Source organism: Halomonas sp. GT (assembly GCF_002082565.1).
GTDB lineage: Bacteria > Pseudomonadota > Gammaproteobacteria > Pseudomonadales > Halomonadaceae > Vreelandella.
The window spans coordinates 407,774-427,770 of the sequence record NZ_CP020562.1 but is presented as its reverse complement, the minus strand read 5'-3'; the positions used below and the strand labels follow the sequence as shown (position 1 = coordinate 427,770).

The following is a 19,997-nucleotide window of genomic DNA, read 5'->3' as shown; positions in this document are numbered from 1 at the left end:
TTTCGCATCAAACCGGCGCGATAAAAACGCTGCTTGGGCTTAGTCGGGAGAGAGCCCCCGCAGACGCTCACTGCGACGGCGTAGCAGCTCAAGCGTGGTAAGCAGCAGCATCGAGAGCAGTACCAGCAGGGTCGCCACAGCGAGGATCGTTGGGCTGATCTGCTCGCGAATGCCCGACCACATCTGAATCGGCATGGTACGTTGCTCGGGCCCGGCAATGAACAGCACCACCACCACCTCGTCGAAGGACGTAATGAAAGCAAACAACGCTCCTGATACCACCCCCGGTGTTACCAGTGGTAGCACCACCTTAAAGAAGGTCCGTGTCGGATTAGCCCCAAGACTATGCGCCGCGCGGATCAGTGTGGTATCGAAGCTCGATAGCGTAGCGGTCACGGTGATGACCACGAAGGGAATGCCAAGCGCCGTATGGGCCAGGATTACGCCCACGTAGGTCTGGGCGAGATTGACCTTGGAGAAGAAGAAGAACATCGCCGCCGCAGAGATGATCAACGGCACGATCATCGGCGAGATTAACAGCGCCATGATCGCGCCACGCGCTGGCATGTGCCGACTCGACAATCCCAGCGCGGCCACCGTCCCTAGCACTGTGGCCAGCAGCGTGGAGGCGATACCGATGATAAAGCTGTTCTTGATAGCGTTGAGCCATGCACTGGAAGTGAAGAAGTCTTGATACCAGCGCAATGAGTAACCGGCTGGGTCGAAGGTCAGCATTTCCTTGCTGAAGGTGAAGTAGGGCTGCGCATTGAATGACAACGGTATGATCACCAATAGCGGTCCGATCAAAAATAGGAACACGAGGCCGCAGATAGCCAGAAAGATGTAATGCCAGATGCGCTCGCCACGGGTGGCGTAGGAAGGAATGGCCATGGTTTACCCCAGCTTGACCTTGTCGACACCGATCAGACGATTGAATACCAAATAACAGATAATCACCACGAACAGTAGGATGGAGGCAATCGCAGCCGCCAGTCCCCAGTTGAGCGATGTCTGCATGTGGTAGGCGATGTAATTAGTGATGAAGCGACCCGACTGCCCACCCACCAACGCCGGTGTGATGTAGTAGCCAATCGACAGTATGAATACCAAGATGCCACCAGCGGCGATGCCTGGGATCGTCAGCGGAAAATAGACCCGACGGAAACTGAGAAACGGCTTACCCCCCAACGAGCGGGCGGCTCGCATATAGCTGGGTGGAATGGTCTTCATCACCGAGTAAAGCGGTAGAATCATGAAAGGCAGCAGAATATGCGTCATGGCGATGATCGTGCCCATCTTGTTGTGGATCATCTGCCACCTAGCCTCATCGGCGATCACGCCGAGGGCCACCATCACGTCATTGAGCACCCCCTGTGATTGCAGGATGGCAATCCAGGTGGTGGTGCGCACCAGCAGCGAGGTCCAGAACGGCAGCAATACCAAAATCATGAGCAGGTTGGAGTGACGCGTCGGCAGATTCGCCAGCAGAAAGGCCACCGGAAAACCGAGCACTAGCGTCAGGCCCGTGATGACAGCGCTCATCCATAGCGTTCGCCAAAACAAGGTGGCGTGTATCTGCATATGTTCCGGCACTTTGGCGATCTCGCCGTCCGGGCTCAATTGACGGTCGATTGCCGCCAGATAATACGAAATGGTGTAGGGCGACGCCTCGCGCTGGATCAGCTTCCAGGTATCGAGTTCTCCCCAGGTATCATTCACCTCGATGAGTGACTCGCGATAGGGCGGCTCCAAGGTACCGACGCGGCGCGCCGTGCGGCTAATGGTCGAACGCATGCCCGACTTTTCATAATTCAGTCGGCTGGACAACAGCCCTAGGTTGCGTTCCTGCTGGCCTACGCGGAGGTCCTCAGCCAAGGCGGCAAAGGCGGCTTCATCGGGTAATGACTCCCCATTCCAGCCTTCCAGTGCTGACACGGTCCGTGATAGATGGGTAGATACTTCAGGGTTATCGACACTGCGCCACAGCATTTCGAACAAGGGCATCAAAAAGGCGATAAACAAGAATGCCAGTAGTGGCGCAACCAGCAACAGCGCCTTGATTTTCGAGCGTCGCACGGTGCGGCGCAGGCTAACCTTGAGCGGCACGCCATCGGCCGTTGTCAGAGGAGCTGCAGGCGGTTGGGTCACGTAGATCTCTCCGTCAGGCGAAAGAAGCGATCAGCAACGATCGGCTATCGGCATGCCGCCGCCCGACTGTTGGCGGACGGCGGCAGCGCCTTACTGGGATAACCAGGCGTTGAAGCGCTGGGTCAGCTCATCGTTGTAGTCAGCCCAAAACAGATCGTCTTTTTGTAGCGCCGTTGCGAAGTTCGGCTCGTGAGTTGGCATGTGCGGCGTCATATCGATACCGGTTTCGGCATGGGTGGAAACTAGCTCAGAGGAAGAAAGACGTGCCGGCCCATAGGAAATGTATTGAGCCTGATCGGCGAGTCGCTGGGTATCAGTGGCGAAATGGAGATAATCCTTCACCTTGTCGAGCTTGCCGGTGGGTACAACCCAGCCATCCAGTTCGAACACCTGCGCATCCCAAATGATCTCGAAGGGTTGGTCTTCAGTGACCATGGCGTTGAAGATCCGGCCATTGTAGGCGGAGGCAAAGGCGACTTCCTGATCGGCCAACAGTTGAGGCGGCTGGGCACCCTCTTCCCACCAGATGACTTCATCCTTGATGGTATCCAACTTGTCGAAGGCACGCTGCACGCCTTCTTCGGTCTCAAGCATGGCGTAGACCTCATCACGCTCGACACCATCGGCGATCAAGGCCCATTCCATATTGTTAATCGGCTTGCGCAGCAAAGCCCGCTTGCCGGGATAGTTTTCCAGGTCGAAGACATCCTCGATGGTGCTGGGCTGGGCGTCCTCTGGGAACATCTCGCTATTGAAGGCGACGATATTGGAATAGACGATGGATGCCACAAAGCAGTCACCTAAGGCCCCCTCGACGAAGTCCTCACTTGGCGGCGTGCCATCCGGGGCGTCGGCCAGCAATTCATCGTGGTCGAGAGGCTCGATAAGCCCTTCATCACAAGCGATCATGGCATCGGCGGGCAGCATGTCGACCAAGTCCCAGGTCACGTTGCCAGCCTGGGATTGAGCACGCAGTCCGGCCAAAGCGTTACCGCTGCGATCGATATTGACGATCTTGTCACCAGTCTTCTCTATCCACGGCTTATCGTAAGCCTCGTGCTGGCTCATGCTGTAAGCACCACCCCAGGAAACAATATTCAGCGTCTGCTGAGCATGGGCGCTAACCGCCACGGCAAGTGCCGACATCCCCACGGCAGCGATACTTGTCTTAACAACGCGATTGCTGATTTTCATAGAGATTCTCCGTTTGCTGTTGTCATCGCCGCCGGCACCATCGGATACCGAGAAACGGCGCACTTGACTGCCGTCCGGCTCATGCATCCAGCGCGCGGCAATCGGCACTCGACCAACCAACCTGAATTTGCTGGCCGGGGCGCATCACCCCACACCCTTGGGCATTGGGCGTTTTCAAAATAAAGTCCTCGTTACCGCACACCGACACCCGCGTGCGTAGATGGTCACCAAGGTAGATAACCTCCTGCACCGTGGCAGTGAACTGGTTGTCGAACTGCGCGCCGTCGGCATCATCCGGCAGGATGCTGACCCGCTCGGGTCTCAGTGATAGCGTCGTACGCGAGCCTACGTCGCCCGCCGCTACCGTTTTGGCAATCACCATGTCGCCGCTATCCAGGCGCACCTTACAGTCACTACCGAGGTGCTCGATAACGTCACCCACCAACCGGTTGTTCTCGCCGATGAAATACGCCACAAAGGCATTTTCCGGCCGTTCGTAGAGTTCGTCCGGAGAGGCTAACTGCTGCACAATGCCATCGTTGAAGACTGCAATGCGGTCAGACATGGTCAGTGCTTCGGTCTGGTCGTGGGTGACGTAAATCATGGTTACCCCAAGACGGGCGTGAATGCGCTTGATCTCGTACTGCATCTCTTCGCGAAGATTCTTGTCCAGCGCGCCCAGAGGTTCGTCCATCAGCACCAGATCAGGCTCAAAGACCAGCGCGCGGGCCAATGCCACCCGTTGCTGCTGACCGCCAGAGAGCTGCGCCGGGCGGCGATCACCAAACTCTTCCAGGCGTACCATGGCCAGTGCTTTAGCCACTTTCTCCTTGATCTCCGCCTTGCTGAGATGACGAACCTCAAGCGGAAAAGCAAGATTCTCGGCCACCGTCATGTGCGGGAATAACGCATAGTTCTGGAAGACCATGCCAATGCCACGCTTATGCGGCGGCAAGCCACTAATTGGCTCGTCGTTCAGCAAAATCTCACCGTGGGTGGGGGTTTCGAAGCCTGCCATCATCATCAGACAGGTGGTTTTTCCAGAGCCTGAAGGGCCCAGCAGGGTGACGAATTCGCCCTTGCGGATATCAAGATTGAAGTCCTTGACGACCAGTTCAACACCGTCATAGCTCTTTTGGACATTGACGAAGCGGGCAAAACTCGACGGCGCTTCCGCCGTTGCCTTCGTCGTGCCCCCAGCATCTGCAAGGGTCTCATTCATGCACATTCCCCGGTAATAGTCCCATTGCGCCAAGGTAAGTGCACGATTCAACACACGCCTCCACACATCCCCAGGCCCCCTATTGATTTATATTTTTTTCGTAATACTTGTTAACGACAATAAGGCGAGCGTGTAGCGCATTACAATTTTCGCGGGGACAATTAGCGTTGAATATCAACCTATCATAGACATAGTAACGTCAACTACGGGAGGGGCGTTGAGGCATAGCAACGCCCATGGAGGATTCCTCCATGGGCGTGAACAGCGCTATCGGTCAGGCCACATTCGAGCGGCTCAGCCGGCAGGCGGCGTACTTGAACTCTGGTATCTTCCCATACGGATCCAGCGCCGGATTGGTGAGTAAATTTGCCGCGGCTTCCCCATAACAGAAAGGTACAAACACCATCCCTTCTGGCATTCCTGGGTCAACCCTCGCTTTAAGAGTAATGGCGCCTCGGCGAGTAGCAATCGTCAGATCATCACCCGGTGCCATACCAAGCCTTACCAGCTCAGCGGGCGCCAAGCTTGCCACGGCTTCCGGCTCCAGGTCATCGAGCACTTTGGCGCGACGGGTCATGGATCCGGTATGCCAGTGCTCTAACTGACGGCCAGTGGTCAGCACCGTCGGATAGTCGTTATCTACCGGCTCATCCGGTGGCAGCGGACGCGTAGGTGCGAACTTCGCCCGGCCACTGGCCGTAGGGAAGACCTCGCTGAAGACTACGTCTTGCCCCGGTGCGTCCTCCGCTGGGCAAGGGTAGGTCACCGACTGCTCGCGCTCCAAACGCTCCCAGGAAATATGGTCGAGAGAGGCCATACCTTGCTTCATCTCGGCGAAAACGTCCTGCGGATGCTGGTAATTCCAGTCGAGGCCGAAGCGTTTGGCCATTTCCTGGATAATCCACCAGTCCGGCTTGGCCTGGCCCGGCAGTGGCAAGGCCGCACGCCCCATCTGCACTTGCCGATTGGTGTTGGTGACGGTGCCGTCCTTCTCAGGCCAAGCAGAGGCAGGCAAGATAACGTCGGCGAATTGAGCGGTTTCAGTGAGAAAAAGATCCTGTACCACCAAATGCTCCAGCTTGGCTAACGCGGCCCGGGCATGGGCCAGATCCGGGTCGGACATCGCTGGGTTTTCACCCTGGATATACATGCCGCGAATGGTGCCCGCAGCGATAGCATCCATAATTTCCACCACGGTGAGACCCGGTGTGGGATCCAGTTTGGTATTCCACAGCTCTTCGAAAGCACTGCGTACCTGAGCATCGCTGACCGGCTGGTAGTCTGGCATCACCATGGGAATCAGGCCGGCATCAGATGCCCCTTGAACGTTGTTCTGCCCCCGCAGAGGATGCAAGCCAGTCCCAGGGCGACCGGTCTGGCCGCAAGCCAGCGCCAGCGAGATCAAACAGCGGGCATTGTCGGTCCCATGGGTGTGCTGGGAAATGCCCATGCCCCAGAAAATCATTGCCCGCTCGGCGTTGGCATAGAGCCTGGCCACTTCGCGAATGGTCTCTGGCTCAACACCGCACAAACCGCTCATCGCTTCGGGGGTCATGTCCACCGTATGTGTCTTCAGTGCCTCAAAGCCCTCGGTATGCTCGGCGATATAGGCCGTGTCATAGAGCTCTTCGCTGATGATCACATTGAGCATGGCATTAAACAGCGCCACATCCGTACCCAGTGAAAAGCGCACACTGAGATGGGCGTAGGCATCCAACGCCTGACCACGGGGGTCAAGAATCACTATCTTGGTACCGCGCTTGGCGGCCTGTTTAAAGAAGGTGGCCGCCACCGGATGGTTTACCGCGGGATTACAGCCGGTAAGAATCACTACATCGGCCTGACTGGCCTGCATAAAGGAAGCGGTTACCGAACCGGAGCCGATACACTCCATGAGCGCGGCCACCGAACTGGCGTGACACAAGCGCGTACAGTGATCCACATGGTTGGAGCCAAAGCCGGTACGCACTAGCTTCTGGAAAAGCCACGCCTCTTCGTTGGAGCACTTGGCGCTGCCAAAACCAGCCAAGGCGTCAGGGCCATGATTCACTTTTAGGTTCACAAGCCCACTGGCGGCAAACTCCAGGGCTTCATCCCAGCTTGCCTCGCGGAAATGCGTCAAGGGGTTGGCGGGGTCGAAGTCTGGATCGATTCCCTTTGCGACACCCTCGCGACGGATCAGCGGAGTAACAAGCCGGGATGGATTGCGCGGATAGTCATAGCCGAAGCGACCTTTAACACATAGTCGGTTCTCGTTTGAAGGACCGTCGCGGCCCTCCACATAAAGGATCTTATCGTCTTTGATATGGTAGGTAAGCTGACAGCCAACCCCGCAGTAGGGACATACTGAGTCAACCTTACGGTCAGCCACAGCAGAGTCTCCGTGACCTTGCTCATCCACTAGGGTGGCAGGCATTAAAGCACCGGTGGGGCAGGCTTGAACACACTCGCCGCAAGCAACACAGGTGCTGTCCCCCATAGGGTCGTCGAAATCAAATACGATCTTAGACGCCGCCCCACGGTGAGCCAGTCCGATAACATCGTTAACCTGCACGTCGCGACAGGCACGCACACACAGATTGCACTCAATACAGGCATCAAGGTTAACGCGCATGGCAGAGTGACTGCTGTCTTGCTCCAGGCTACCCGCCCTAGGCGCCACATGGTGCACGGTAGCTGTCTCACGCTCTTCGCGCTTGGGCAACTTACGGCGCACCGCCGTAGCATCAATGGCCAACTGGTCGGCCATGGCCCAGAAATGGCTTGAGCTGTCGGGGCTCTCTTCCCGCTCAGGCTGGTCGACCAGCAGCATTTCCATGACCATCTTGCGGGCCGTGTGTGCACGTTCAGAGCTGGCACTATTAACCACCATACCGGGAGCCGCCTGACGCAGACAGCTTGCGGCCAAGGTGCGCTCGCCCTCGATTTCCACCATACAAGCACGGCAGTTGCCGTCGGCGCGATAGCCGCTGGCATCCTTGAAACACAGATGCGGAATAGTCTCGCCTGCACGCTTGGCGACTTGCCAGAGGGTTTCACCGGGGTAAGCGCTGACGTCAACGCCATCCAGGGTCAGGGTAAAGCTTTGGTTTAAGCTCTGTTCACTCATGCTGATCTCCCTTATCCCTTGACAATAACGCTCTGGGCAGCCAGTTCACTGCGAAAATCCTTGAGCAAGCCTAATACTGGGTTAGGTGCCGCCTGACCCAGCCCGCAAATAGAGGCATCTATCATCACTTGGGAAAGCTGCGTCATAAGCCCAGCGTCCCATTCATTACGCTCAAGCAGCGTCAGCATTTTTTCTGTTCCCACCCGGCACGGCGTGCATTGACCACAGGACTCATCGGCAAAGAAAGCCAGTAGGTTGATAGCAATCCCACGCATATTGTCCTGATCGGAAAGCACGATCACCGCGGCTGAGCCAATAAAACAGCCGTGCTCCTGGAGGGTATCGAAGTCGAGAGGAATATTGGCTTTAGTGGCGGGCAGAATGCCACCAGAGGCGCCACCAGGTAGATAAGCCGCCAAGCGGTGACCTTCCGCCATGCCGCCACAATACTCGTCAATTAACTCGCTTAACGTGATGCCAGCAGGCGCCAGATAAACGCCAGGCTGCTTAACTCGCCCCGAAACCGAGAAACTGCGCAGCCCCACGCGGCCATGGCGGCCCTGACTGGAGAAGGCCTCCGCGCCACGCTGCCAAATCATCGGAATCCAGTAGACGGTCTCGACGTTATTGACCAGCGTTGGGCGGTCAAAGAGCCCTTTCTGAGCCACAAACGGAGGACGATGGCGGGGCTTGCCTGGCTTGCCTTCCAGGGACTCAATCATCGCCGACTCTTCGCCACAGATGTAAGCCCCCGCTCCGCGGCGCAGCACGATATATCCCGGCGCCACTAGGCCAGCGGCCTCAAGCTCGCCAATCGCCTCGCGCAGCACGACATGTAACGCTGGATACTCATCACGTAGGTAGATATACAGCGCCTCAGCGTCTACCGCCCAAGCACTGACCAAGGCACCTTCAAGAAACTGGTGCGGCGAACGCTCCAGATAATAACGGTCCTTAAAGGTACCGGGTTCGCCCTCATCAGCATTGATGGCACAGTAGCGGGGGCCAGCCTCCTGACGCACAAAGTGCCATTTCTTAAACGTAGGAAAACCCGCGCCCCCTAAACCGCGGAGGTTGGCCTGCTGCATCGCTTCCATCAATGCTTCAACCGTCACTTCCCCGCTGCGGCAAGCCTGGAGCAATGCAAAACCACCCTCGCTGCGATAATTATCAAGTCGTTGCCAGTCAATAGGTTCAGGGTGAGTGTTATCGCCATCGATGGCTGCCTGAACTTGAGCCGCATCGGCTCGACCTAAGTGGTGATGGCCTACCTCCACTACGGGTGCTGTGTCGCAGCGCCCCATGCATGGCGCGCGCAACACCCGCACCTGCTCGATATCGGCGTTTGCTTCCAACTGCGCTTTAAGCGCCTCAGCGCCAGCTAACTGGCAAGCCAGAGAGTCACAAACGCGGATGGTCAACGCTGGGGGTACGTCCTGATCGTCATGGATGACGTCGAAGTGAGCATAAAAGGTTGCTGTCTCATAGATCGCTGCCATAGGCAGGTTCATATAAGCCGCCAGGGCACGCAGGTCTGCCAACAATAAATGCCCTCGGGCATCCTGAAGAGCATGCAGGTGTTCGATTAATAAATCGCGTCGACGCAATGCGGCATCGTTGCGTTCATCGCCCAGCAGTTCACGCAATCCCTCAAGACGGATGGGATCGAGTTCACGGCCGCGGGGCTTGCCGCGAAAGCGGCGCTTGGGGGTCACGGTCTGGACGGTCATGGGTCACTCATTATTATCTTGATCGGCGGTATACCGAATGAACGAAGACGGCACCCCGCGGGGTGCCGTCTAGGGTCTTACTATCTATCCTGAATTATCTATTTTCGATCTATCTATTTCTAACTACCTATTTCTGACTATCTGTTTCGAGCTATCTATCTCGAACTATCTATCTCGAACTATCTATCTCGTATCCCCTGCGGGCGGGCAGGTGCTTCCGCCTCATGCAGGCACACTGCCGTGGGGATCAATGACAAATTTCTTGGCGGCTCCGCCATCGAAGTCGGCATATCCTTGGGGCGCCTGATCCAGAGTGATCATCTGTACATTTACCGCATCGGCGATCTTAACTTTACCGAACAGAATAGCCTGCATCAGCGGGCGGTGGTACTTCATTACCGGGCACTGTCCGGTATGAAAACTGTGGGATTTGGCCCAGCCGAGGCCAAAGCGCATGCTCAAAGCACCTTGCTTGGCGGCATCATCAGCGGCACCTGGGTCTTCGGTCACATACAGGCCAGGAATACCGATTTGGCCGCCCGCGCGAGTCAGCGACATCGCCGAGTTAAGCACAGTTGCAGGTGCTTCTTTACCATGGTTGCAGCCGCAGGCGTGGGCTTCGAAACCAACGCAGTCGACAAAGGCATCGACTTCACGCTCGCCGAGAATCACCTCAATCTTATCGGCCATATCGCCGTCCTGGGTCAGGTCAATGGTCTCGCAGCCAAAGCTTCTCGCTTGGGCTAAACGGTCTTCGACCATATCGCCGACAATCACACAAGCCGCGCCAAGCAACTGAGCAGAAACTGCCGCCGCCAGACCCACAGGGCCAGCACCCGCAATATAGACAGTACTGCCGGGGCCAACACCAGCAGTAACGCAACCGTGGAAGCCGGTGGGGAAGATATCAGAAAGCAGGGTTAAATCTTTGATTTTCTCCATCGCTTGATCGGTGTCCGGGAACTTCAGCAGATTGAAGTCCGCGTAGGGAACCATGACATATTCGGTCTGGCCACCCACCCAGCCACCCATATCGACATAGCCATAAGCAGCCCCCGGACGAGAGGGGTTCACGTTAAGGCAGATGCCGGTACGGCCTTCTTTACAGTTACGGCAGCGACCGCAGGCAATATTAAACGGCACAGAGACTAGATCGCCGGGCTGGATAAATTCGACGTCGCGGCCACACTCGACCACCAAGCCGGTGATTTCGTGACCCAGCACCAAACCGGATGGCGCAGTAGTGCGGCCGCGCACCATATGCTGGTCGCTGCCACAGATGTTGGTGGTGACGACTTTAAGAATTACGCCGTGCTCACACTTTCGATTACCGATGGCGAGCTCAGGATAGGCAATAGATTCGACGGCGACTTCACCCGGCCCTTTATAGACCACTCCGCGGTTGGCTGCATTCATGGCTAGCTCCTGTTGTTTATTGTTGTGCGCTTGATGGTGGATTGTGCTTTCCCACCCTATCCCCTCCGTGCCTAAGGACTTACCCCACAAAGGCACTCACATATCTATTCAAGACATCCTAGTCAGGACGAATAGCTAGAGGTCGCTTTCACGACACTCTTCCCCTGAAACAGGCCCAACAATTCGCTGTGTCGGCAATGCGGGCGCATAGCCGACATCTAACAATAGCTACCAAGGACACCTAATGAAGAACAATGACGATCCTGTCCTGTCGCCCGGACAGGACAATACTCAGATAATGGGGTTAGATTTTCATAACCCCGTATTCCCACTCTCCGCTCTCGCCATTCTGCTATTCATTCTTTACGCTCTTATTTACCCGGATGCCGCTAATTCGCATCTTGGGCTTGCCAAGAACTGGTCAATTGAACACTTTGACTGGCTGTTTATGATTGCAGGCAATACCTTTGTGGTGTTCTGCCTCGTACTGATCTGCTTGCCACTCGGGCGAATTCGTTTGGGCGGCAGCGATGCCAAGCCGGAGTACTCGCGCACCTCCTGGTTCGCCATGCTATTTGCGGCGGGCATGGGTATCGGCCTGATGTTCTGGAGCGTTGCTGAGCCGGTGGCCTACTACACCAACTGGTACGGTACGCCCCTAAATGCCCCAGCAGGTACCCCGGAAGGCGCCAGTGCCGCCATGGGCGCAACCATGTTCCATTGGGGGCTGCACCCCTGGGCAATCTACGCAGTCGTCGCACTCTCGCTGGCGTTCTTTGCCTATAATAAGGGCTTGCCACTCACGCTTCGCTCCGCCTTTTATCCACTTCTAGGTGAGCATACCCGCGGCTGGGCAGGTCATATCATCGATATTCTTGCCGTACTCGCCACCATTTTCGGCCTCGCCACCTCGCTTGGCTTTGGCGCTACCCAAGCAGCAGGTGGGCTCGCCTATCTGTTTGGCATCCCCAACACTATTGGTACTCAGCTGGCGATTATCCTAGTGGTCACGGTGATTGCACTATTCTCGGTATGGCGGGGTATCGACGGGGGCGTAAAGCTATTCTCAAACATTAATATGATCATCGCGGCGATACTGCTTCTATTTATTGTGATAGCAGGCCCTACCCTGATGATATTGACAGGGATTGGCACCACAACGCTAGACTATGTAAGCCACCTTTTGCCGCTGTCGAACTGGATTGGCCGCGAGGATGACACCTGGTATCACGGCTGGACCATCTTTTACTGGGCGTGGTGGATCTCCTGGTCTCCGTTTGTCGGCATGTTTATCGCTCGCGTATCGCGTGGTCGCACCGTTCGGGAGTTTCTAATTGCCGTACTGCTGGTGCCAACGCTAGTCACGCTGGTTTGGATGAGCGCCTTCGGCGGCACAGCGCTTTTTCAGGCAACTAACGGCGTAGGCGAATTGGCCAACGGCATTGGTGATGTTTCACTTGCCATGTTCCATATGCTGGAACAGTTGCCTCTCACCAGCATAACGTCAACACTAGCCATTATTCTGGTGTTGGTTTTCTTCATCACTTCATCAGACTCCGGCTCGTTGGTAATCGATAACATCACGGCCGGAGGCAAAACCGATGCCCCTAAGGGCCAGCGTGTTTTCTGGGCCGCACTTGAAGGTGTCATTGCGGGTGTGCTGTTGTATGGCGGCGGTAGCACCGCACTCAGTGCGCTTCAGGCAGGCGCGGTAGCCACAGGACTGCCCTTCACACTGGTACTGTTAATAATGTGCGTCAGCCTTTACGTAGGCCTTAATAAGGAGTGGCGACAGCTTAACGCGATACCCAAAACCGCCAAGTAATCTCCCCCGCAACCGCCCGCCCAACCAGCAGGCGGTTGCCCTCCTTTACCGACCAGGAACAACGACAATGCAGTCAAATTCTTACCAGCGCGGTCTGGCCATGGTGATACTGGGTGTGGTGTTTCTCAGTTTCGACGGTCTGCTGATCCGCCTAGCCAATACCGATGGCTGGACCATCGTATTCTGGCGTGGTTTTTTGATGTTCTGCGTACTGGGAGTCCTGTGCTGTGTGGGTAGTCGATTAGGGACGCTGAGAAGCCATCCGTTTTCGTCACTCGCCTCAGCGCTGCTGCTGGGTCTAATGTCGAGCCTCTTCGTGCTAGCCGTGATGAACGCCAATGTGGCCAACGTGGTAGTAATACTGAGCACAGCGCCACTGTTTGCCGCACTGTTTTCACGAGTTTTCCTACATGAAAAGGTGCCGCTAAGAACGTTGCTAGCCATTGCCGTCTGCATGTTGGGTATGGGGTTGGTGTTCTTGGGCGAGGGAGCCATGGGAATGCTGGTGGGCAACCTGTATGCCTTAACGGCCGCGGCGGCCATCGGCGGCAACCTGACCCTGCTACGCCGCTATCCAGCCATTGACCCCATGACGGTGATTGCTGGTGGTGGCCTGCTCTCAGCAGCAATTGCTCTGCCCATGGCTTCGCCGCTGGCGCTTGATGCCGAGCGTTATGGCGTACTGGCACTGATGGGGCTAGTGCAGATGCCCCTAGCCACGGTGCTGATCAATAGCGCCACCCGTTACTTGCCGTCTACCGAGGTGGCACTGTTTTATCTGGTGGAAACTGCATTGGGAACACTATGGGTTTGGTGGCTACTAGGCGAGACGCCGACGGCATCAACGCTACTGGGCGGGATCATCGTCATTACGGTGCTAGTGCTACACGCCTGGATGGGATTACACCGAGAAAGGCAGCGCCTGCGGATTTATCCTGGCTTTGCTGGCAAATAGCTCATAACGTCATAGAAGAAGATAACGACAGAGAACATAAAGACTTCGAACATAAAGACTCAGTGATAAAAAATAGATAACAAGAAACCCGCCAATAAAGGGCGGGCTTTAAGATTACTAACATGCCTTGATCAAAAGGCTTCAGCGCAGCACGTCCTCTTCCTTGAGTAGCTTGTAGATCGCCTCGGCGCCCTGCTCGGGGGTGACGTCGGTGAGCACTTGCCCGCCCTTGCCCTCGGCTTTGGAAGCCGCCGCTTTGAAACGATCTCTAGCTGAGGCGGCTTTGATGATCTTCAGACGCTTAGGCCGTTTGCGTGCGGGGCTCAAGTGCCACTGGGCCAGCTCACTATCGGCTTCTGAGGTAGTGGATGACACCGAGAAGGTAGCTCGACGAGCCGGGCCAAAGGCGCTCTGGCGCGCCGCCGGCGCTGCTTCATCCACGCTGATGATAGCAGGCAGGCGCACCTTGAGACGGCGACGCTGCCCCCGCGGCAGCGCCTGAAGAAGCGTTACCACGCCATTTTCCACCTTCTCTATGGACGCCAAGCTATTCACTAACGGCCAACCGAGATGTTCTGCCAGCGCATAGGGCAAAAGCCCAGAACCTTCTCCGCGCTCTGCCCGGGCGCCGGTGATCACTAGCTGGGGCGAGGTAGCGGCTAAATGTTCCACCAGCGGTAGAATGGCATCGCTGCCATCAGGCTGCTCCAGCAAGGTCATAGACTCAAGCCCCATACCAACGCCTGTAGCCATACCCAAGTAACTACGCAGGGCTACCTCGCTGTCAACATCCTGTGAACCAGCATGCAGTACGCTAATCCGGGTGCCCGGCAGTTCGGCTTCCATGGACAGCGCAAGCTCCAGCCCCCGTGCATCCTGCTCGGCGCGCCTCGAACGGCCGGTTATAGGGTGACGGCCGATAGAAACCAGCACCGACACGTCGATTCTCTGTTGCTGTTGTTTTTGCTGTTGTTCAGGCCGCATCGCATTGCCCTCCTCGCTGCTGTTCTACCATGGCTACTAACGCAGCAAGAATTTGCGTACTGTCGCCAATCACCGCCAAATCAGCGCGCTTGATGATGTCGCACCCCGGATCGAGATTGATCGCTACCACCTTGTCACAGCGCTGAATGCCCTGTAGGTGCTGAATAGCGCCTGAAATACCCACCGCCATATAGACTCGGGCGGTCACCCAAGTGCCGGTCGCGCCCACCTGACGATCGCGGGCCATAAAGCCGTCATCTACCGCGACACGCGAAGCCCCTTCGGTAGCGCCCAGCACTCTCGCAGCATGATGGAAGGCGTCCCACTGTTTAACGCCATTGCCACCAGAGAGGATGAACTCAGCCTCGGCTAACGCCACGCCAGCGGGGTCTACAGCCACCTGTCCCAGGTCTTCAATGCGCGATAGAGTGGTGGGAATGGACGCTGCCAAGGTCAGGTGTTCGGCCACATGACGCGTCTCATCCACCGGTTCGGCGCACTCGGCCAACGCCAGGGCAACCCGTGGCAGAGGGCGCTGGATATCCAAACTTCCAGCGGCGCCACGGGCAGTGCACTGCCAGCCCAGAGGTGCCTCATCGTCAGCTTCAATCTGCCACACCCCTGTAGCAGCGCGTTCACCCAGGCGTAAGGCAAGCCGCCGCCCCAGATCAGCTCCGCCTAGAGGGGAGTCCGGCAACAGCCAGAAACGCGGCGTCATCTCACGTTCGACGGCACTTAACACCGCCAGCCGTGCCTCGGGAGCAAACCCAGCGTAAAGCTCATCATCAAGATGTACGACGCGATCAATCCCAGCTTCGCCCAGCGCTTGCTTCTTAAGCTCGCCGCCTCCCTCGCCTTTATGCTCACCAAACAGGATCGCCACCACGGCGCCTGGCTGTTCGGCGTCGGCATCCGCCACGCGTCTGGCTAGTCCCAGCAGATCCTTATCATGGCTAGAAAGGCGTCCACCGATCAGGTCAGGTACCACGGCCACTAGAAAAGCGGGCTGATCAATAGTCACTGTACGGCGGCTATCGCTAGCCACGGCGGTTGCCGCGCTGGAATGCCCTCCTTGCTGGAGGCCGCTACGATCAATTCGTTTAACGCCATTGGGGCCGATAAAGCCAATAGCGCGAGGATTCTTACGCACCACGCCGTTGGGCCCCACCCATTCGCTGACCGCTCCGCCGCCCCTGTTTACACCAAGAGCGGCCAGCACCGCGGCGTTGTCGGGGTGCAGACGGTTTCGGGCGATCCACTCACGACGTGGGTCGCGGCGAATAATTTCACTCATACGATCACCTCTTCAGCAGTCGTCGCTGTAGCGGTTCGCCGGGATACGCCAGACACATCATCAGCAGGACGTTCTAACAGGGCATCGGCTACCAGTTCAGCAATATCGCGCACTTCAGCGCTAGCATCCACCACGCCTTCCAGCATGGCAGTACACTGTGGGCAGCCCACTGCTACCAGCTCGGCACCGCTCTCTTTAACGTCATTCATGCGCATATCGGGAATTCGTCGCTCACCAGGAATATCAGTGATTGGTGCCCCGCCGCCGCCACCGCAGCAGCGCGAACGAAACCCTGAGCGCTCCATCTCGGCAACTTGGATGCCCAGCGCTTTTAGAACTCGCCGAGGGGCTTCGTATTCACCGTTATAGCGTCCCAAGTAGCATGGGTCGTGATAAGTAACGCTGCCACCTTTCCAGGGAGCAAAGGTCAGCCGTCCTGCATCATACAATTCAGCAATAAAGGTACTGTGGTGGCGCACCTCGTAGTTGGCATTGAAATCGCTTCCTCCCAACTCGCCATACTCATTGCCCAGCACATGAAAACTATGCGGATCACAGGTGACAATCTGCTGGAAGCGATACTTGGCCAGGGTGGCAATATTGCGCTTAGCCAGGGACTGGAACGTCGCTTCATCGCCCAATCGTCTTGCCACATCACCGCTGTCGCGCTCTTCAGCACCTAACACGGCGAAGTCTACTTCGGCAGAACGCAGTACTTTAACCAGGGCACGTAGGGTTCGCTGGTTACGCATATCAAAGGCGCCATCCCCCAACCACAACAGCACATCAACCTGCTTTAGGTCGGCCATTAGCGGTAGGTTAAGATCCGCCGCCCAGTTGAGCCGTGAGCCTGGGTCGAAACCGCCGGGGTTGTCAGTGGCAATCAGATTGTCGAGTACCTCGGCACCTTTATTGGGTGTCTTGCCCCGCTCCAAGGTCAGGTGGCGGCGCATATCGACAATCGCATCCACGTGCTCAATCATCATTGGGCACTCCTCGACACAGGCACGGCAGGTCGTGCACGACCAGAGAGTCTCAGCGTCAACCAACGCCTTTCCCTCTTTCATGACAACAGGCGCCACGATAGGCGCATGGGGAGCGCCTTGGTGCTCACCCACTGGCTTACCAGGATAAGGAGAACCGGCATAGCCAGCATCGCTACCACCGGCAAACCCCACCACCATATCCTGAATCAGTTTTTTAGGATTGAGCGGTTGGCCAGCAGCAAACGCAGGGCACACCGCCTCGCAGCGGCCGCACTGCACGCAGGCATCGAAGCCCAGCAGCTGGTTCCAGGTAAAGTCGGCAGGCTTTTCCACGCCCAAAGGTGCCGCTTTATCCTCAAAGTTCAGTGCTTTGAGCCCGGTTGACCGGCCACCACCAAAGCGCTCAGCACGACGGTGAAAGGCGAGATGTAAGGCGCCAGCAAAGGCATGCTTCATTGGACCGCCCCAGGTCATGCCAAAGAACATTTCGCCCAGGCCCCAAACCACGACGCCCGCCAACACCATCGCCAGAAGCCAGCTACCGCTGCCTTCTACTAACCCTTCGGGCAACAAACCTACTGTGGGCAGTGTGATCAGGAAGACGCCTATCGAAAACGCCATCAGGCTCTTTGGCAGCCGCATCCAGGGGCCCTTGGAGAGCCGTGCAGGCGGGTTAATCCGCCGACGCGCTACGAAGAGGCTACCGACGAACATGGAGGTGCTAGCCAGTAACAGCAACCCGCCTAGCAATGGGTTGGCGATACCAAGACCATGCACCAGGATCATCAGCACGGCGGCAGCCACGAAGCCTCCGGCGGTGGCTACGTGGGTATTGGAGATCATTTTGTCGCGCCCCACGACATGGTGCAGATCCACCAAATAGCGGCGCGGCAGGGCCATCAACCCCTGGAGCAGATTAACCCGCGAAGGCCGCCCCTGACGCCAAAGGCGAATACGGCGTACGGCACCGATCACCGCTAAAACCAAAGCGGTGAAAATCAGTATCGGCAAGAGCGTTTCGAGCATGGTACTCCCCTCCTTTTAGCCGTCAGAAGTCCTTGCAGATTCGCAGGGCGTCGTAGATGGCCGCATGGGTATTACGCGGTGCCGTGCAGTCGCCCAGGCGGAAGAGTAAAAAGCCGTCCCCTTCTTCGCTCAGGCTGGGCTGAGGCTGGATGGCATAGAGCGCCTCCAGATCCACCTGCCCTTTGTTGCGGGACTGCTCTTTGAGGGCGTAATAAAGCGCCTCGTCAGGACGCACGCCGTTTTCGACGACCACCTGATCAACCACGCGCTCTTCCAAGGCACCGGTGTACTCATTTTCGAGCACTGCCACGAGACCGTCGCCCTCGCGGTAGACCTTATGCAGCATCAAGTCAGAGGACATGATCACTTCTTTCTCGTACAGGCTGCGGTAGTAAGTGGGGAAGGTGGTGCCGCCCACCGCCGCGCCGGGCTTGATATCGTCGGTGACGATCTCTACCTTGGCGCCCTTATCAGCCAGATAGTCGGCCGCCGAGACGCCAGAGAATTCGCAGATGGCATCATAAATCAGCACGTTTTTGCCGGGTGCCACCTTGCCTGAGAGAATATCCCAAGTGCTGACCACCAGACTCTCCTCGGCGTTCTCCGAATAGCCCCACTCCGGGTGCTGGCTAAGGAAGGGTTGGCCACCGGTGGCGAGCACCACGATATCGGGGCGCAGATCAAGCAAGGCTGCCTCATCGGCACGAGCCCCTAATCGCAGGTCGACTTTTAGGCGTGCCAACTCCAGCTGGTACCAGCGAGTGATACCGGCGATTTGGTCACGCTGCGGAGCCTGAGCAGCGATAGTGATCTGCCCACCCAGGGCGTCAGCCGCCTCAAACAGGGTGACATCATGACCACGCTCAGCAGCAACGCGAGCTGCCTCCATGCCGCCGGGGCCGCCACCTACCACCACGACTTTGCGCTTAGCGCCCTCGGTCTTTTCAATGATATGCGGCAGGCCCATGTATTCCCGCGAGGTGGCAGCGTTTTGAATACACAGTACGTCCAGGCCCTGGTATTGGCGGTCGATGCAGTAGTTAGCCCCCACGCACTGCTTAATCTGGTCTATCTGCCCCATCTTGATCTTGGCAATCAGGTGAGGGTCAGCAATATGCGCCCGGGTCATGCCCACCAAGTCCACGTAGCCCCCTTCGAGAATACGCTGGGCCTGATTGGGATCTTTAATATTCTGGGCGTGGATCACCGGTACATTCACCACTTCCTTGATCCCCGCCGCCAGATGTAGAAAAGGCTCCGGTGGATAAGACATATTGGGGATAACGTTGGCGAGCGTGTTGTGAGTGTCGCAGCCAGAGCCGATAACGCCGAAAAAGTCGACCATTTTAGTGGCATCGTAATAAGCGGCGATCTGCTTCATGTCTTCATGCGAGAGACCATCCGGGTGGAATTCGTCGCCACAAATGCGCATACCCACCACGAAGTCATCGCCCACTTCGGCGCGCACCGCTTTGAGTACTTCCATGCCGAAGCGCATGCGATTTTCGAAACTACCGCCCCACTCATCCTCGCGCTTATTGACCCGAGGGCTCCAGAACTGATCAATCAGATGTTGGTGCACGGCAGAAAGCTCAACGCCATCAAGCCCGCCCTCCTTCGCTCGCCGCGCGGCCTGAGCGAAGTCACCGATAATCCGCCAAATCTCTTCCACCTCGATAGTCTTGCAGGTGGAGCGGTGTACTGGCTCGCGGATACCAGAGGGGGATACCAGAGTCGACCAATCGAAGCCGTCCCAGCGTGAGCGGCGTCCCATATGGGTAATCTGGATCATGATCTTGCCGCCATGCTTGTGCACGGCGTCCGCCAGATTCTGAAAGTGTGGAATGATGCGGTCGGTAGAAAGGTTCACTGAGCTCCACCACCCCTGAGGGCTATCAATGGATACCACTGATGAGCCACCGCAGATACAAAGGCCACACCCCCCCTTGGATTTTTCTTCGTAATACCTGACGTAGCGCTCAGTCGTCATACCACCGTCAGTGGCATGGACCTCGGCATGGGCGGTACTGACCACACGGTTACGGATAGTCAGCTTGCCGATCTCGATTGGCTCAAAGATTGCGTCAAATGCCATGGTTATCTCTCCT

13 protein-coding genes are annotated in these 19,997 nt (G+C 57.0%); 2 read left to right on the top strand and 11 right to left on the bottom strand.

Going from position 1 to position 19,997, the window contains the following annotated elements; all coding sequences use genetic code 11:
* Positions 1 to 39 precede the first annotated feature (39 nt).
* From B6A39_RS02035 to fdhA, 7 genes are all read right to left on the bottom strand, one after another.
* Entirely contained in the window at positions 40 to 891 is an 852-nt protein-coding gene (locus B6A39_RS02035) for an ABC transporter permease (RefSeq protein WP_083000838.1), read from the bottom strand.
* Positions 892 to 894: 3 nt separating this feature from the next.
* Positions 895 to 2,148: an ABC transporter permease gene (locus tag B6A39_RS02030; protein ID WP_232318743.1), complete on the bottom strand. Its 1,254-nt coding sequence runs from the start codon at positions 2,146 to 2,148 to the stop codon at positions 895 to 897.
* A gap of 90 nt (positions 2,149 to 2,238) precedes the next feature.
* Positions 2,239 to 3,450, bottom strand: a complete 1,212-nt coding sequence (locus B6A39_RS02025) for an extracellular solute-binding protein (RefSeq protein ID WP_232318742.1) — start codon at positions 3,448 to 3,450, stop codon at positions 2,239 to 2,241.
* Positions 3,422 to 4,564 carry an ABC transporter ATP-binding protein gene (locus B6A39_RS02020; RefSeq protein WP_083000834.1) on the bottom strand — a complete coding sequence of 381 codons (1,143 nt, stop codon included), beginning with the start codon at positions 4,562 to 4,564 and terminating at the stop codon, positions 3,422 to 3,424. The genes B6A39_RS02025 and B6A39_RS02020 overlap by 29 nt, the downstream gene beginning before the upstream one ends.
* Before the next feature lie 274 nt (positions 4,565 to 4,838).
* Complete coding sequence (fdhF, locus tag B6A39_RS02015) at positions 4,839 to 7,673, bottom strand: formate dehydrogenase subunit alpha (RefSeq protein ID WP_083000831.1); 2,835 nt, start codon at positions 7,671 to 7,673, stop codon at positions 4,839 to 4,841.
* 11 nt (positions 7,674 to 7,684) lie between these two features.
* Positions 7,685 to 9,403 (bottom strand): NADH-ubiquinone oxidoreductase-F iron-sulfur binding region domain-containing protein, encoded by a 1,719-nt coding sequence (locus tag B6A39_RS02010; protein ID WP_083000829.1) that lies wholly within the window; start codon positions 9,401 to 9,403, stop codon positions 7,685 to 7,687.
* Between the two features lie 222 nt (positions 9,404 to 9,625).
* The gene (gene fdhA, locus B6A39_RS02005; RefSeq protein WP_009724036.1) at positions 9,626 to 10,819 is read right to left on the bottom strand and encodes a formaldehyde dehydrogenase, glutathione-independent; all 1,194 of its coding nucleotides are present in this window, start codon (positions 10,817 to 10,819) and stop codon (positions 9,626 to 9,628) included.
* Between the two features lie 244 nt (positions 10,820 to 11,063).
* Between fdhA and B6A39_RS02000 the strand changes: the two genes are divergently transcribed.
* Entirely contained in the window at positions 11,064 to 12,644 is a 1,581-nt protein-coding gene (locus B6A39_RS02000) for a BCCT family transporter (RefSeq protein ID WP_083000826.1), read from the top strand.
* Positions 12,645 to 12,711: 67 nt separating this feature from the next.
* The gene (locus B6A39_RS01995) at positions 12,712 to 13,599 is read left to right on the top strand and encodes a DMT family transporter (protein WP_083000824.1); all 888 of its coding nucleotides are present in this window, start codon (positions 12,712 to 12,714) and stop codon (positions 13,597 to 13,599) included.
* Positions 13,600 to 13,740: 141 nt separating this feature from the next.
* Here B6A39_RS01995 and etfB read toward each other — a convergent pair whose 3' ends face one another.
* From etfB to dgcA, 4 genes are read right to left on the bottom strand one after another with little or no spacing between them, the layout of a single operon-like run.
* Entirely contained in the window at positions 13,741 to 14,583 is an 843-nt protein-coding gene (gene etfB, locus B6A39_RS01990) for an electron transfer flavoprotein subunit beta (RefSeq protein ID WP_083000821.1), read from the bottom strand.
* On the bottom strand, positions 14,573 to 15,877 hold the full coding sequence (gene etfA / locus B6A39_RS01985; protein WP_083000819.1) for an electron transfer flavoprotein subunit alpha: 1,305 nt from the start codon (positions 15,875 to 15,877) through the stop codon (positions 14,573 to 14,575). Before etfA ends, etfB begins: the two co-directional genes overlap by 11 nt.
* Positions 15,874 to 17,889, bottom strand: a complete 2,016-nt coding sequence (locus B6A39_RS01980) for a (Fe-S)-binding protein (RefSeq protein WP_083000816.1) — start codon at positions 17,887 to 17,889, stop codon at positions 15,874 to 15,876. The genes etfA and B6A39_RS01980 overlap by 4 nt, the downstream gene beginning before the upstream one ends.
* Positions 17,890 to 17,911: 22 nt before the next feature.
* Complete coding sequence (gene dgcA, locus B6A39_RS01975) at positions 17,912 to 19,984, bottom strand: dimethylglycine demethylation protein DgcA (RefSeq protein ID WP_083000814.1); 2,073 nt, start codon at positions 19,982 to 19,984, stop codon at positions 17,912 to 17,914.
* Positions 19,985 to 19,997 lie beyond the last annotated feature (13 nt).